General features: G+C 41.5%; 13 protein-coding genes, 1 pseudogene and 1 riboswitch. Of the genes and pseudogenes, 11 read left to right on the plus strand and 3 right to left on the minus strand.

What is annotated here, in order from left to right; all coding sequences use genetic code 11:
- The first annotated feature begins 25 nt into the window (after positions 1-25).
- From HMPREF0501_RS04010 to HMPREF0501_RS04020, 3 genes are all read left to right on the plus strand, one after another.
- The gene (locus HMPREF0501_RS04010; protein WP_006916576.1) at positions 26-1,192 is read left to right on the plus strand and encodes an MFS transporter; all 1,167 of its coding nucleotides are present in this window, start codon (positions 26-28) and stop codon (positions 1,190-1,192) included.
- A gap of 186 nt (positions 1,193-1,378) precedes the next feature.
- Positions 1,379-3,223 carry a ribonuclease J1 gene (rnjA, locus tag HMPREF0501_RS04015; protein ID WP_006916577.1) on the plus strand — a complete coding sequence of 615 codons (1,845 nt, stop codon included), beginning with the start codon at positions 1,379-1,381 and terminating at the stop codon, positions 3,221-3,223.
- A gap of 136 nt (positions 3,224-3,359) precedes the next feature.
- A complete protein-coding gene (locus HMPREF0501_RS04020) occupies positions 3,360-4,583 on the plus strand; it encodes a CPBP family intramembrane glutamic endopeptidase (protein WP_006916578.1) in 1,224 nt (407 codons plus the stop codon).
- A gap of 54 nt (positions 4,584-4,637) precedes the next feature.
- Here the strand turns inward: HMPREF0501_RS04020 and HMPREF0501_RS04025 are convergent, their stop codons facing one another.
- Positions 4,638-6,173: a multicopper oxidase family protein gene (locus tag HMPREF0501_RS04025; RefSeq protein WP_006916579.1), complete on the minus strand. Its 1,536-nt coding sequence runs from the start codon at positions 6,171-6,173 to the stop codon at positions 4,638-4,640.
- A 213-nt stretch (positions 6,174-6,386) separates the two neighbouring features.
- Between HMPREF0501_RS04025 and HMPREF0501_RS04030 the strand changes: the two genes are divergently transcribed.
- From HMPREF0501_RS04030 to HMPREF0501_RS04040, 3 genes are all read left to right on the plus strand, one after another.
- Positions 6,387-6,854 carry a universal stress protein gene (locus tag HMPREF0501_RS04030; RefSeq protein WP_006916580.1) on the plus strand — a complete coding sequence of 156 codons (468 nt, stop codon included), beginning with the start codon at positions 6,387-6,389 and terminating at the stop codon, positions 6,852-6,854.
- A 173-nt stretch (positions 6,855-7,027) separates the two neighbouring features.
- Positions 7,028-7,711 carry a VIT family protein gene (locus HMPREF0501_RS04035; RefSeq protein ID WP_006916581.1) on the plus strand — a complete coding sequence of 228 codons (684 nt, stop codon included), beginning with the start codon at positions 7,028-7,030 and terminating at the stop codon, positions 7,709-7,711.
- A 17-nt stretch (positions 7,712-7,728) separates the two neighbouring features.
- The gene (locus HMPREF0501_RS04040) at positions 7,729-8,424 is read left to right on the plus strand and encodes a VIT family protein (RefSeq protein WP_006916582.1); all 696 of its coding nucleotides are present in this window, start codon (positions 7,729-7,731) and stop codon (positions 8,422-8,424) included.
- A gap of 62 nt (positions 8,425-8,486) precedes the next feature.
- Here the strand turns inward: HMPREF0501_RS04040 and HMPREF0501_RS04045 are convergent, their stop codons facing one another.
- Positions 8,487-9,392, minus strand: coding sequence for a cation diffusion facilitator family transporter (locus tag HMPREF0501_RS04045; protein ID WP_040455846.1), 906 nt, complete (start codon positions 9,390-9,392; stop codon positions 8,487-8,489).
- A gap of 135 nt (positions 9,393-9,527) precedes the next feature.
- Here HMPREF0501_RS04045 and HMPREF0501_RS04050 point away from each other — a divergent pair.
- The 4 genes and pseudogenes from HMPREF0501_RS04050 (at position 9,528) to HMPREF0501_RS04065 (ending at position 12,300) form a co-directional block, all read left to right on the plus strand.
- Positions 9,528-10,183 (plus strand): annotated as a pseudogene (locus HMPREF0501_RS04050) (metal-dependent transcriptional regulator).
- Positions 10,184-10,324: 141 nt separating this feature from the next.
- Positions 10,325-11,074, plus strand: a complete 750-nt coding sequence (locus tag HMPREF0501_RS04055) for a threonine/serine exporter family protein (RefSeq protein WP_006916585.1) — start codon at positions 10,325-10,327, stop codon at positions 11,072-11,074.
- 12 nt (positions 11,075-11,086) lie between these two features.
- Positions 11,087-11,542 (plus strand): threonine/serine exporter family protein, encoded by a 456-nt coding sequence (locus tag HMPREF0501_RS04060; protein WP_006916586.1) that lies wholly within the window; start codon positions 11,087-11,089, stop codon positions 11,540-11,542.
- Positions 11,543-11,625: 83 nt separating this feature from the next.
- A complete protein-coding gene (locus HMPREF0501_RS04065; protein ID WP_006916588.1) occupies positions 11,626-12,300 on the plus strand; it encodes a phosphatase PAP2 family protein in 675 nt (224 codons plus the stop codon).
- Positions 12,301-12,325: 25 nt separating this feature from the next.
- On the opposite strand, the gene HMPREF0501_RS04070 is transcribed toward HMPREF0501_RS04065, so the two are convergent.
- The gene (locus HMPREF0501_RS04070; RefSeq protein WP_006916589.1) at positions 12,326-13,126 is read right to left on the minus strand and encodes an alpha/beta hydrolase; all 801 of its coding nucleotides are present in this window, start codon (positions 13,124-13,126) and stop codon (positions 12,326-12,328) included.
- Between the two features lie 42 nt (positions 13,127-13,168).
- On the opposite strand from HMPREF0501_RS04070, the gene HMPREF0501_RS04075 reads away from it, so the two are divergent.
- Complete coding sequence (locus tag HMPREF0501_RS04075) at positions 13,169-13,627, plus strand: GNAT family N-acetyltransferase (protein WP_006916590.1); 459 nt, start codon at positions 13,169-13,171, stop codon at positions 13,625-13,627.
- Positions 13,628-13,667: 40 nt separating this feature from the next.
- Positions 13,668-13,845: riboswitch (Lysine riboswitch) on the plus strand.
- The last annotated feature ends 67 nt before the right edge of the window (positions 13,846-13,912 follow it).

A 13,912-nucleotide genomic window follows, 5' to 3' on the forward strand; every position in this document is an offset into this window, starting at 1 on the left:
TTTAATAAGGGTAAGGAATAGTTAAATGGAGAAAACAAAAGTATATAGTCGAGATGTTGTGCTGGTGATGGCCGCTTCGTTCTTTTTTATGTTCAGTACAATGTTTGTGACCCCATTAATGAATGGCTATGCTAGGAGCTTAGGTGCCGGGCCAACACTGGCCGGAGTAATCGTTGGTATTATGAGTATTGCTGCGATGTTTCTCCGCCCGGTCGCGGGAAATCTAACGGACCGTTTTTCAAAGTATGGTTTGTCATTTATCGGCGGAATCTTGATTCTGGTTGGTGTCTTAGGTTATGTGATAACTCCGAATAGTCAATTACTGTTGGTCTTTCGCCTCATTAACGGTACCGGGTACGTTCTGGATACCGTTTGTATGACGACTTGGCTGGCGTACTTAGTACCACGGGAACACGTTGGTGAAGCAATGGGCTTTTATGGACTAATGAATGCTCTGGCGATGGCCATTGGTCCCGCAATTTCGATTAACATTTACCAGAAGGTGGGCTTCCGGGTTGCCATGCTTTTTTCTGCGGTGGCGGCATTATTAATGGTGATAATGATTCAATTTGTTGGTCAAAAGGGCCAACCAATCAGCACGGCTCACCACAAACAGACGTTTAAAATAATTCAGTGGGATGCCTTACCGGTCGCAATCTTGATTACGCTCTTTGCGTTGCCTTATTTTGCAACCCAAGCTGATATAGTGACGTATGTGGCTCAACGCCGGTTAGATGTGGCAGTTGGTGCTTACTTCTTGATTTATGCCGTAATTTTATTGGTTCTGCGTATCGCGCTTAAAAATTTATTTGATACGGTTAAGTTTGGTTGGTGGTTGTTAGCCAGTACGGCAGCAATGGTTTTTTACTTAATTATGTTGGCGATGATGCACAATAATTGGCAAATGGCTTTGGGAGCTGCTGGCATGGCAGTTGGTTACGGAATCATTTATTCTGTTCTTCAATCAACAGCCTTGTTATTGGCTCCATTAAACGAACAAGGATTAGCATCATCAACATTTTATCTGGGTCTAGATATCGCAATGTCACTAGGACCCATTATGGGTGGCGTTATTGATAGTGCCTTACCAGTTCGGTGGTACTATCCAGTAATGATGCTATTAGTACCCATTATTATCGTTGTTTATCTGCTTTATCACCGTTCATTAAATGAAGCAATCCACAATCATTAAGACAAGGTTCTTCTCAAGAAATCACACTTGTGGTAAACTAACACTAGTTACTTTGAACGGAAAAATATAACGAGTTTGTTTCACATATTAATCAATTCAGTAGCCAGTGATCTAAGGCTGCTCTTTTGCCGTACCCTTTTTGGGTAATACATACAAGTTATAAAATAAAGATAAAGGGAAGGTATTATGCAAAAGTTAAAAATCAAGAATAATGAAGTTGCCTTTTATGCAGTCGGTGGACTGGGTGAAATCGGTAAAAATATGTACTGTGTGCAATTCCAAGATGAAATCGTCATTATTGATTGTGGGGTTCTTTTCCCCGAAGACGAGTTGCTTGGGGTGGACTACGTTATTCAAAACTATGATTACTTAGTGGAAAATAAGGACAAAATTAAGGGGATTTTTATTACCCACGGTCATGAAGATCACATTGGTGGGCTACCGTTTTTCCTGCAAAAGGTCAATGCTCCAATTTATGCGGGGCCGTTTGCAATGTCCTTAATTAAGGGAAAGTTAGAGGAAAAACATTTACTCCGTGATGCAGAATTACACGAAGTTGATGAATTTGATACGGTACATTTCAAGAAATTATGGGTTAGCTTCTTCAGAACTACGCACTCCATTCCAGATACGCTTGGGGTAGCAGTTCATACTCCACAAGGGACAATTGTCCAAACTGGGGATTTCAAATTTGATCTGACCCCGGTTGGTAATTTACCAGCACCTAACTTCCAACAAATGGCGAAATTGGGTGAGGAAGGCGTCCTACTGTTGACTTCAGACTCCACAAACGCTGAACGACCACAGTTTACGAAGTCGGAACGGTGGGTCGATATTCATATTCGGCGGGTATTTGAACGAATTAAAGGACGGATTATCTTCGCGTCATTCGCTTCTAATGTCTACCGTCTCCGGGAAGCAGTGGATGTAGCCTTAAAACAAGGACGGAAGATTGCTGTTTTTGGGCGGAGCATGGAAAATGCTATTGAAGCTGGTCAACGGCTTGGATACTTGAAGATTCCGGAAAAGTCATTGATCGATCCAAATGAGATTAACTCCTATCCACCAGAAGAGGTTATGATTATGTGTACTGGTTCGCAGGGTGAACCCATGGCTGCGTTGAGCCGGATTGCTAATGGTAATCACCGGCAAATCAGTATTCAACCAGGAGACACCGTTGTCTTCTCCAGCAACCCGATTCCAGGAAACACCATTAGCGTAAATGCCCTCATTAATAAGTTAGAGGAAGACGGTGCGGAAGTTATTCATGGATACGTAAATAATATCCACACCTCTGGTCACGGTGGTCAGATTGATGAAGAATTAATGCTGCGCTTAATGAAGCCGAAGTTCTTTGCACCAGTTCATGGTGAGTTCCGGATGCAGAAGATCCATACCAAGCTAGCGCAACTGACGGGAGTACCGAAGGATCACTGTTTTATTTTGCAAAATGGTGATGTTTTAGCGCTGACCAAGGATACCTGTCGAATTGCTGATCATATTGATAGTATGGGCGACGTATATATTGATGGTCGAGACGTCAATGATTCCGTTGGGAACCCTGAAATTCGTGAACGGCGGATGCTTTCAGAAGAAGGGGTTGTAACGGCGATTGCGGTAATTGATATGAAGGATAAGCAAATTGTGGCTGGTCCAGATATCGTTTCCCGTGGGTTCGTTTATATGCATGAATCGCAAGAGTTGATCAAGGCCGCTAATCATGAAGTTTTCTGGGCGCTCCTCAATACCTTTAAGAACCATGCCCATGCGGACCGGCGAGCGATTAACCGTACGATTGTTAGTCGTTTACAAAAATTGCTTTACCAACGCACCGGACGTCGGCCAGTGATTATTCCAATGGTTACGATTTTAAATGATGATGAACGGCGTAAAGAAGTCGGTAACCATCGTGAACATCATGGAAATGGCCACCGTCGGAATCATCGTAGTCATCGTCCACAAAAGGACGGTCAACGTCATTCCAAGGATAATTCTAAAGACTCCGCAAAAAAGACGCCGGTTACGGAATAGTTATATAAAATAATCCCCCAAGGTTGAAGACCCAACCTTGGGGGTGTTTTTATACGCAATTTTAAATTAGGCTTTTGATTAGTTCCGTAGTTTGTTATTATCGAAGTAGCAATTATTTTTGAATGGAGGAACTAAAATGTCAGGAAGAGATTACCTCCACATTTGGTACTTAGCTCAATCGGCAGTAATTTTATTCCTATTACTATTGATTGGCGCATGGGAAGCTTATCATGGAATTCGCATGGTCGTTGTTATTATCCCGGTAGCGGTAATAATGCTGTTGGCAATTGTAAGTTCGATTTTAGATCAGCAACCCCATTGGTTAGAATTAATTAATCGTTGGGTGCAGGCACTTTGCCAACCGCTGATTTTAACGGTAGTCTGGGGAATGGTAACACGGATCTTGATTGTCCGTTTACAATTACCTGCTCGGGGCATTGTTGCGCTCGGGATGATTTATTATGTGGTCATGTTTGCACCATTTGCCAGCGAGATTGGTGGACAGTTGCAGTTGACAGTGGCTCGTATCTTTTATCTGTTCTGGTGGTTTAATACTGTTTTGGCGATGGAAATTGCCCTCCCGCTTAAGTTTACTGGCCCTCATGCCTTTGCTGTTTTGATCAGTACGGGAGCTGTTGGAGCGATTTCCTATTTTGTGATGGTAACGACGGTCATGCGGGCATGGAAGCTTTCGTGGCCAGGAATTAAGCCTCAATTTGGTTGGGGATTCAGCTGGATCGTGTTAGCAATTTTGATTATTGCTGACTTATGGTTTACAATCTGGAATGCTTACGGAACTGGTGACCGTTGGCAAACAGTGCTAACGTCATATCATTTAGTATGGAAACGACCAACCGGCACCTTTACGATGCAGGCTTTTGAAGCCGCTGTTGGTGAAGAAACACTGTGTCGATTTGGCTTTCTTGGTTGTTCATTATATGCATTTCGTAAATTTACCAACCGGATCCCATATGCGGTAGTGTTGAGCTCCGCGTTATTTGCCTTAATTCACTATTTCAATTTGTTTGGGCAGAGTTTTTCAATGACCACGGTTCAGGTACTAAGTGCTTTTTCACTAGGACTTTTTTATGCAGTGGTTTATCTTTATACTGGTCAATTGTGGATTCCGATGCTGATGCATTTTCTTTTGGATTGGACCAGTTTCACGGCTTCAAATTCAACCATGATGAGTGGAAATGCTGGAGCGATGGATTGGCTGACGTTAGTGCTTCAAATGATTCTTTTTATCGCAATCACTATTTGGATGATGTTTGGAAAGCGTCGTCATGTGATGAAACGTCATGCAGACCGGTTGATCGGCGAAGATCAACATTTTGGTTTTCGACTTGAGTTTAATTAATAAAACAACCTTCAGACTTGAGGTCTGAAGGTTGTTTTTAGTTATAAAGGAGTATTACATGGTTTCGCCCATTTTCTTGTATGAATCCATTCCCCCTAACCAGAGTTGATCCATTGGAACGCCACGTTCTTCTGCAAAGGCCTTCATTAGGGTCATATGGTTCATGAGGTGATATTGTTTATCTGGATTCTTTGGATCGATGACCTTGATTTGTGCCATCATTCCACCATCTTCGTGTTCAATGATGTGGCAATGATACATGAAGACGCCGGGAACGTTGAACCAAACTTTAATGCGGACGTGTTCTTGCGGATTGACAACCACCGTATCTTTAAGCCCTGTTTCGTTTGGTAATGGGTCATGACCATTTCTGGAAATTACTGTAAATGCACAGCCGTGCATGTGATATGGGTGAATCATTCCTGGACGGTCGTTGGTATTTTCGATGTCCCAGATTTGTACCTTATTCATTGGCATTTCGTAATCGATTCGATCCATTTTAAATTTCTTTCCATTCATCGCTACTGATTCATCACAGCCATCAAGAGTTACGTAGTGAATTCCAAGGCCAGGATCTACTGCAGGATCAGGGGTAGTGAAAAGCTGATCCGGAATTTTAGTATTGTCTGGTGTAAATTGGTGGATCCGGAAATGAATAAGTGGGGTGTCATCACTGTACAAGATAACTTCATCACCTGGTTGATAGTTACCAAAGTCCACCACGATTTCTTGCCGTTCCGCTGCGGTAATCATTAGTTTGTTCATTTTAACTGGGCGGGGAAGGAGACTAAGATCACCAGCAATTTGGGTAAATGGTAAGTCATCAGAAAAGTGGAGCCGCCATTCACGACGGTTTGCCCCGTCAAGAAAACGGAGACGGACTTTCTGTGTTGTAACGTCAAAATAGGGATTAATCGTACCATTGATCATTGGGGTTGGTCCCATTACGCCATCGGGATCATAATCTGCACGGTAGTCCCATTGATTATCTTCGTGGAAACGGCGATCTTGGAGAATCACCGGAATATCATCAACACCATAATTCCGTGGTAATGGTAAGGCAGCTTCGTGATCATCTTGAACAATCGCGGCAGCGGCGAGACCATGCCATACTTGTTCCGCAGTGGATGGACATGGGTGGGCATGCAGCCAAACCATCGCGGCCGGTTGGTTGATCTTAAAAGTGATGTCGCGGCTTTCACCTGGGTAGACCGGTGCATGACAACCACCGTCTTCAATTGGCCCCGGGATGGCTAATCCATGCCAGTGGAAAGTGGTTACTTCCGGTAGATGGTTGACAAGGTGCATATGAATGGTTTTACCCTTTTTGAAGATTACGGTTTTACCTAGTAAGGGAGCATTATATCCCCACGTTTTGGTTTTAGTGCCTGGTAACAGTTGAACGGCCCCAGTTTGTGCGGTAATCGTGTAGTACATATCGGTAGCAGTTTCCTGGTCAGGCTGCAGAATTTCTGGAATATTTAATGGCTGTTGCGGCGTTGCAGGTTCTTCCAGTGGAACGTAGCCACCATCGTGATAGTCATAGGCAGGTTCATCATAAAAATATTGATCAATAATTTGGTGTGTCATTTAAATTCCTCCTTAGATGATTACAAATTTATCATACTACGATTCGCAAATTTTGTTAGAATTATTTTGTGCTTTTTAAAAAAGGTTTAGGTAGTGCTAAAAAATATCATTTACAAAACGAAAATAAGTAGTAGTATGGTTATTGAAAACATGTTGAAATCGGTTGATTGCAATAATGGTCAGACTGATTTGTGAAGAGAGGGGAAAACAACGATGTTTGAAATTAAGCCAAAGACATTTAAAAAAATCCTGGTAGGAGTTGATGATGCTCCTGATGCGCGGGCAGCATTCTCATATGCCGTTGATAAGGCTAAGCGAGACGGTGCCGAATTAGGGATTGTTTCAGTTTATGAAACCAATGATGTGAATGTCTACCAGGCCTTAGATAAAGACTATGTTCACTCTAGTCGTGAAGAATTAAAACAACGCATCAATGAATATGTTGAAGCCGCCATTGATTACGGGGTTGACCCAAAGAAGATTACCGCAATTATTGATGAAGGCGACCGTCCAGCTGAACGGATTTGTAATCACGTTATTCCCGAATTTCACCCGGATCTCTTAATTGTTGGTTCAATTGGTAAACCAGGTAACCGCCACACAGTAGGCTCACAAGCTTCCTACATGGTTAAGCATTCTGGAACCTCTGTTTTTGTGATTAGAACCGATTCAGAAGAATAATAGTTAAATTAATCTGTGATTAAAAAACGTTGTCGCAGTGCAGACAACGTTTTTTATATGCAATCATAATTTAAAACTGTTCTAAAAGATTTGGAATTTTAATTTAAAAAACTTTATTTTATAAATGTTTAAATTATAATGATTCTAAAAAATATGTTAAGGGAGTTAGCAAAATGGCAAAGAAAATGTCATTGTCACAAAAGATTAACGTTCTGCGGGCGACGGTAATGGGAGCCAATGATGGTATTATTTCCGTTGCGGCGATTGTCATTGGGGTGGCAGCCGCTACTAATAATAGCTATTCAATCCTCATTGCGGGACTGTCAGGAAGCCTTGCGGGGACAATCTCGATGTGTATGGGTGAGTATGTTTCGGTTAGCAGTGAAAAGGATTCGCAAAGAAAGGCCATTGCTGAAGAAAAAGAGCGTTTGAAGCTGAATTTTGCTGGTGAATATGACTATGTCAAACAAAAATACCTGGATCAAGATATTGATCCAAAATTAGCTGAACAAGCGACGAAAGAATTAATGGATAAGGATGCATTAGCGACGGGTGTTCAGGAGCGGTATGGTTTTAATCCGCGTGAATTTACTAGTCCCTATGCAGCAGCCATTTCATCGTTTATTTCATTTCCACTGGGGTCTATTTTACCGATGCTTGCCGTAACCCTCTTTCCACCCAAGCAACGAATTGTGGCCACGGTGATCGCGGTTACCATTGCCCTGGTTATTACCGGTTATTTAGCGGCGGTATTGGGGGATAATCCACGGCGAACAAAGTCGGTGGTGCGAAATACCATTTCAGGATTATTGACAATGGGAGTAACGTTCCTGATTGGAATGCTCTTAAAACGCTAGTGGAGGAATAATGAGCAATGGATATTAAAAAAACGAAGAAGCAAAAGCAGATCATGCAAGAGAAGTTGAATACTTTGCGTGCGGGAGTGTTAGGGTCGAATGATGGTATTTTAACGGTTGTTGGAGTGCTAGTTTCGGTAGCGGCGGCGACAACTGACAAGTTTACAATTTTTATTGCGGGCTTATCTGATTTATTAGCCTGTGCTTTTTCTATGGCGTGTGGTGAGTATGCTTCAGTTAGTACTCAAAAGGATACTGAAACCTCAGCTGTGGATCGAGAAAGCCAACTGTTAAAGGCCGCATATCAAGATGAATTGGACGCAGTCACGCGGCATTACATGAATAAGGGAGTTTCGAAAAAAACTTCTACAGCGATTGCCAAAGATTTGTTGGATAAAAAACCATTAGAAACGATGGTGCGGGTAAAGTATGATATTGAACTAGGGCATTATTTAAATCCATGGGATGCAGCTTTTGCATCCTTGTTTGCGGCTGCAGCTGGGGGATTATTACCATTAATGGCGATGACCTTTGTTCCAGGAACAGTTGCCAAATGGTCAATGACAATTTTAGCGGTGGCTTTAACTAGTGCACTGACCGGATTTATCAGTTCTAAATTAGGTAACGGACTGGTTAAATTAGCAGTTATTCGTAATATTGTGATTGGTTTGATTACCATTACAATCCACTATGGAGTCGGTAAGTTATTCTAATAATAAAAGGCGGTTATGAGCATAATTCAACGAATTCTCATAACCGCCTTTTGTGTTTGGTTTTATTGACATAGATGAATTTCATCATCGTTGGTATCAAACAGCTCTTCATTTTGTCCCCGTTTGCATTCCGCTTGCAGGGTAACATGACTAATGTTGTATTTAGTTGTTAGCAATTTTTCAATTTGATGATAGATCTGTTCGCATTCACTGATTTTCATGTCTTGGCAATTAATGTGAGCTGAAAAGATAATCCGGTGTTCATCCATTGACCATGCATGAATATGATGAATGTTTTCCACACCATCGATGGCCAAAATATCTTTTTCAATGGCTGCATAATCAAGCTTTGGTGCTGATTGCATTAAAATTTCAATGGTCTTTTTAATAATGGGCCATGCTTCAAATGCAATGTAAAGGGCTACGGCAATCGTCAGTAGTGGGTCTAGCCATGGAACGTTAACGTACATTAGGATAATGGCACCAATGATCACGGCGACTGAGGAAAGACTATCACTCAGGACATGGAGATAAGTTGCCTTGATATTGAGACTATCATGACTACCTTCGTGCAGCAGAACTGCCGATAATAAATTGGCGATTAAGCCGACAACGGCAACAATTAACATTACTCTACCATTAATGTGAGTAGGCTTTTCCAAGCGTTGAATCGCTTCGACGATCAAAAAAATCGACATTACAATTAAAAAGAGGGCATTGAGAAACGCCGAGAGAATTTCAGCCCGTCGGTATCCGAAAGTTCGCCGACTATTTTCCGACCGTCCTGAAATGGTTTGGGCCACATAGCCCATCACAATGGATAGCGAGTCGCCAAGATTATGAAAAGCATCTGATAACAATGCAAGACTACCGGAAACGACTCCCCCAATGATTTCCACAACCGTAATGGTGGCATTTAATAGCGTCACAGCTAAGAATCTGCGACCATTAATTTCCCGTTTATTCATGAATGGTTGCTCCTTCAATTAAATTTATAACAAAAAAGTTAGGTTCTCCAAACTTGCTGCCTTAATTATATGATATAATCATTTTGTGTTCAACTAAAAAAGTAAATTAAAACGAAAGAAGGCTGATGGCGATAAATGACGCCAATGAAAGAGGATTACCTCAAAATTATCTTTGAACTTGGCGGAGGCAAAAAAAGGTCTCCAATAAAGATATTTCACTCGGTTTAGGGATTGCTGCCGGTTCCGTTACCGAAATGATTACTAAGCTGTCTGATGAAGGCTTAGTAGCGCATGAACCTTACGCGGGAATTTCGTTGACTCCAAAGGGCACTCAACTAGCTGCAGAATTAGTCCGCAAACATCGCCTTTGGGAAACCTTCCTGGTTGATAAATTGGGGTATGATGTTGCGGACGTCCATCCTGAAGCGGAGGTCTTGGAACATAAAACGAGTGATCGTTTAGCGACTGCACTCGATGACTTCTTAGGGCATCCTGAAAATTGTCCGCATGGCGGGGTTATTCCGTCCGCGGCAGGAGACTTTTCTGACGTTGGTCACCGTTTGTTAGCAGATGGCAAAGATGGCGAAGAAGTTGTGATTGAACGCTTCTTAGATAACCATGAATTGTTGACGTATTTAGCAGATTTGGGATTGAATTTGCATGACCATTTGAAAATTATCAAACATGAGCCTTTCGAAGGGCCAATTGTTGTGGAACGAGTCCATGATCAACGCCAAATTATGGTTTCATTTAAGGCTTCCCACAATATTTTTATTAACGAAGTTAAGTGATGGGGTCCTAAGCGTGGGCAGCTAAACAATAAAACATTATGAAGGGGCGGCATTATTCCGCTCCTTTTTATTAGATAAAGCTATCATTTTACAAATAAAACGGGCATAATGAATGGTGGTTAAAGGAAAGGTGGTTGTAAGATGGCGTATAATCCAAAGCAATTGGCAGTTAACTGTTCACTATTGGCAGGTCAATTATTAATTGAAAATGGTGCAAACATGGAGCGGGTTAATGATACAATGTATCGAATTGCAGAAAATGCAGGATTACACGCTTTTCAAGCTTTTACGACTGTAACGGGGATTGTAGTTTCTGCCGAACATGAATCAAATGCCCAAACGGTTGATATTCGAGCACGCCATAATGATTTAAGTAAGGTGGCCCGGGTGAACGAGATTTCGCGCTTGTTTGCCACCAAAAAAATTAGTTTAAGTGAAATGTATACTCAACTGAAGAAGGTTGATAAAGGAACTCCTCAGTTATCAATCACGACCCAATGTTTAGGGGCAGCGGTTTTAAGCTTAACACTAATGATTGTTTTTACTGGCGATGTGAAGGATAGTTGGGCGGCCTTTTTAATCGGTGGTGCCTGTTATTGGATCTACCTTTATCTATTGCGTAAATTCAAGATTAAGTATATTGGTGAATTTGTCGCTTCTCTATTGATTGGGTTTCTAGCTGTTTTAACTACCAAATTAGGCTGGACGGGGAACTTAAACGACATCATTATCGGTAGTGTGATGCCATTGGTTCCTGGAGTACCATTAACTAACGCGGCTCGTGATCTGGTGTCGGGTAATTTAATTAGTGGCCCGACGCGCGCCCTGGAGGCGATTATTACTGCCATGGCAATTGGTTGCGCGATTGTGATTGTTTTACGCTATGCATAGGAGGAATCTGTGATGATTTTACATTTGATTTTAGAATTTCTCTTAGCAGATGTAGCGACGATTTGTTTTGGAATATTAATGAACATCCCTAAAAAGGCCTATCTTCCGGGAGGAATCATTGGTGGAGCTGTTTGGATTTTTTATATTATTATGTATTACCATCTTCACCTGGGACTGGCGATGAGCAATCTGCTATCTGCAATTGCTATTTCTATTTTGAGTTTAATGGCGGCCCGACGTTTCCGCTTACCAATGATTATTTTCAATGTCCCAGCCTTGGTTTCTTTTGTGCCCGGCGGACAATCATATCAAGTAGTACGAAATTTTGTATTGGGGAATAATGGCGCTGCAATGTCATATTTGTATCAAGTAATTGTGATTGCCGGAGCGATCACACTTGGCTTTGGATTGGGAGACGTCATTAATGCAGCATTACATTATCGACCAAAAAAATGGAAAAATCGGTAATGATCTATTTAAGAACTACTTAGCTTTCTTGGATTTGTGGTATACTCAACAAGACAAACTCAACAGGAGACGAAGTTATAATTATGTTAATTGAAAATGATTCCGGACGATGGAAACGCCTGGTCGTTAGTGGCGTTTTATTCATCGTTGTTGCCGCAATGATTTATAAGAATTCAATGCTCAGTGGGACGATTGATACGGTTTTGCAAGCATTGTTTGCTAGTACCCATCCAAACGTTCATAGTGGTGGACGTTCTTTAATGGTATTGATTAGCTTCTTAGGGAGTCCCAAGATGGACCTGGTTTGGACTTTTATTATTGCCTTTTTCTTATGGGGCTTTAAGTATAAGATTCCGGCTTTATGGGCCATCTGCACTGTTGTTGGTGGTGATGTACTCGGGTTTATCGTGAAACACATCGTTAAGCGAGCACGTCCTGCGCAGCACATGGCTAAAGACAATGGGTACAGTTTTCCTAGTGGACATGTTTTAGGATTTTTCTTAGTTACCGCAGTCCTTTTCTTAGTTGTGATTCCGCTATTCCGGAGTGCAGCCTTACGGGTAATTTGTCAATTGCTATTAATTATTTTTGTAGCATTATTGGCTGTATCACGGGTGTACTTATTGGCTCATTATCCATTCGATACGATTGGAGCAATGCTGTTAGGCTATACTTGGTTACAAATCGCTGAATATCTATATGTTGCATTTGCACCACGAATTAGTCATTGGCGGATTGTTCATCATTCATATTATTAAAAAAGTCGGGATTATCCCGACTTTTTTAATAATTTAGTAGCCACTCGTTGGCTAGTGTGACCCAATGGGCAACATGGGGTTGATCACTATCTGGATGGTGGGCCACCAATTGATTTGCAATATCCATTCCATGGGGACCATGAGCAAAGATGTGTATTTCCTGGGAAATATTATTTTTTTGAAGCATCATAGAATAATTGAACGTATTCTGGACGGGGACAAATGGATCGTCCAATGTATGCCAGAGAAAAGTTGGGACATTTGCTGCGTTAACATGGTAACTGGCCGAGTATTTTTTGGGATTATCAGTCCATTGCGGGATGACTTTTTCATCAGGAAAGCCAGCATCGAGGTCAATGACCGGATAGCCAAGTACAATCTTAGTAGGACGCATTTCTTCATTGGTAATTCCACTAAGCTGACTTAACCAAGGGGTTGACCAGTAATCATTGTATAGGGCAGTAATATGGCCACCAGCTGAGAAGCCAAGGATAAAAAGCCGTTTGTCGATGGACCATTCAACACGGTGATGCTTGACTAACTGTACAGCGGTCGCAAGATCTAATAGTGGCTTTGGATAAAGTGGTTCGGCTTCATTCAAAAATGTATAGCGGAGGATAAAGACTTGGTAACCGTGTGTAGCAAAGGCAATAGCAGTTTTTTCGGATTCCGCGACTGGAATATGGGTCATGGATCCGCCAGGAACGATAATAAGAGCAGGAAACTCTTGAAGTGGACTACCAGGAGTAGGTGTTTGTAGATAAGCAGTTAAAGTTGCTTTTGTGGAATAATTAGGATTATTCAGTTGATATTGGGTTACTTTCATAAAAATTGACCTTTCACAGTTTGATAATTACAGGTAATTATAATGGAAAAACAGCAGAATTTAAAATTGATCATCCATGCGAAACGTTTAATGGCTCAAGACACAACAGCCGTATTGAAGCTCCTTAATACCAGCGGTGCGGCAAAAAAAGCCGGTTTAAAGATAATGGGAAATGCTGCCGTTCAACGATGGGCATTAAGCAATTGGTTTGCCGATGATGAACTTTATGGTATTTTTGATGATCAAAAATTAATTGGAATCATTGCAATTTTCTGTAATGATAACAACGGAGAATTGGGTTACTTCATTGAACCGGTTTATCAAAATCACCATATTATGACTAGGATGTTGAGCAAGGTGTTACAACGAACAGCTTGCCATACGCTCTTCGCTCAAACAACAATTGATAATCGAGCCTCCCAACGAGTACTAGAGAATAATCATTTCCAAAAAGAAAACGTTGAATTAACATCGGTTCAGTATCGATGGGTAAATGCATAAGGGTTGCTAGAAAAGTAAATTCATGTATAATATGAATGTTAAATATAGAAGAGGATGCAGTCGTCATGAGTAATCATCGTTAATAATGGGCAAACAGTGACGATGAGTGAAAGGGACGACTGCCGAAACCGTAACTAGTTTGTCCTGGTTAAGGGTTGGGACGTAATGCGAAAGCTTGCGGACTGTCGTAAGAAAACTTACGGGGCGCTTCAAGAATTCCAGTTAAATATGGTCTTCTTTTGAGCGTACTCAAGGGAAGACTTTTTATTTGGAGGATTATTGTGG

The organism is Limosilactobacillus coleohominis 101-4-CHN (assembly GCF_000161935.1).
In the GTDB taxonomy this organism is placed as follows: domain Bacteria; phylum Bacillota; class Bacilli; order Lactobacillales; family Lactobacillaceae; genus Limosilactobacillus; species Limosilactobacillus coleohominis_A.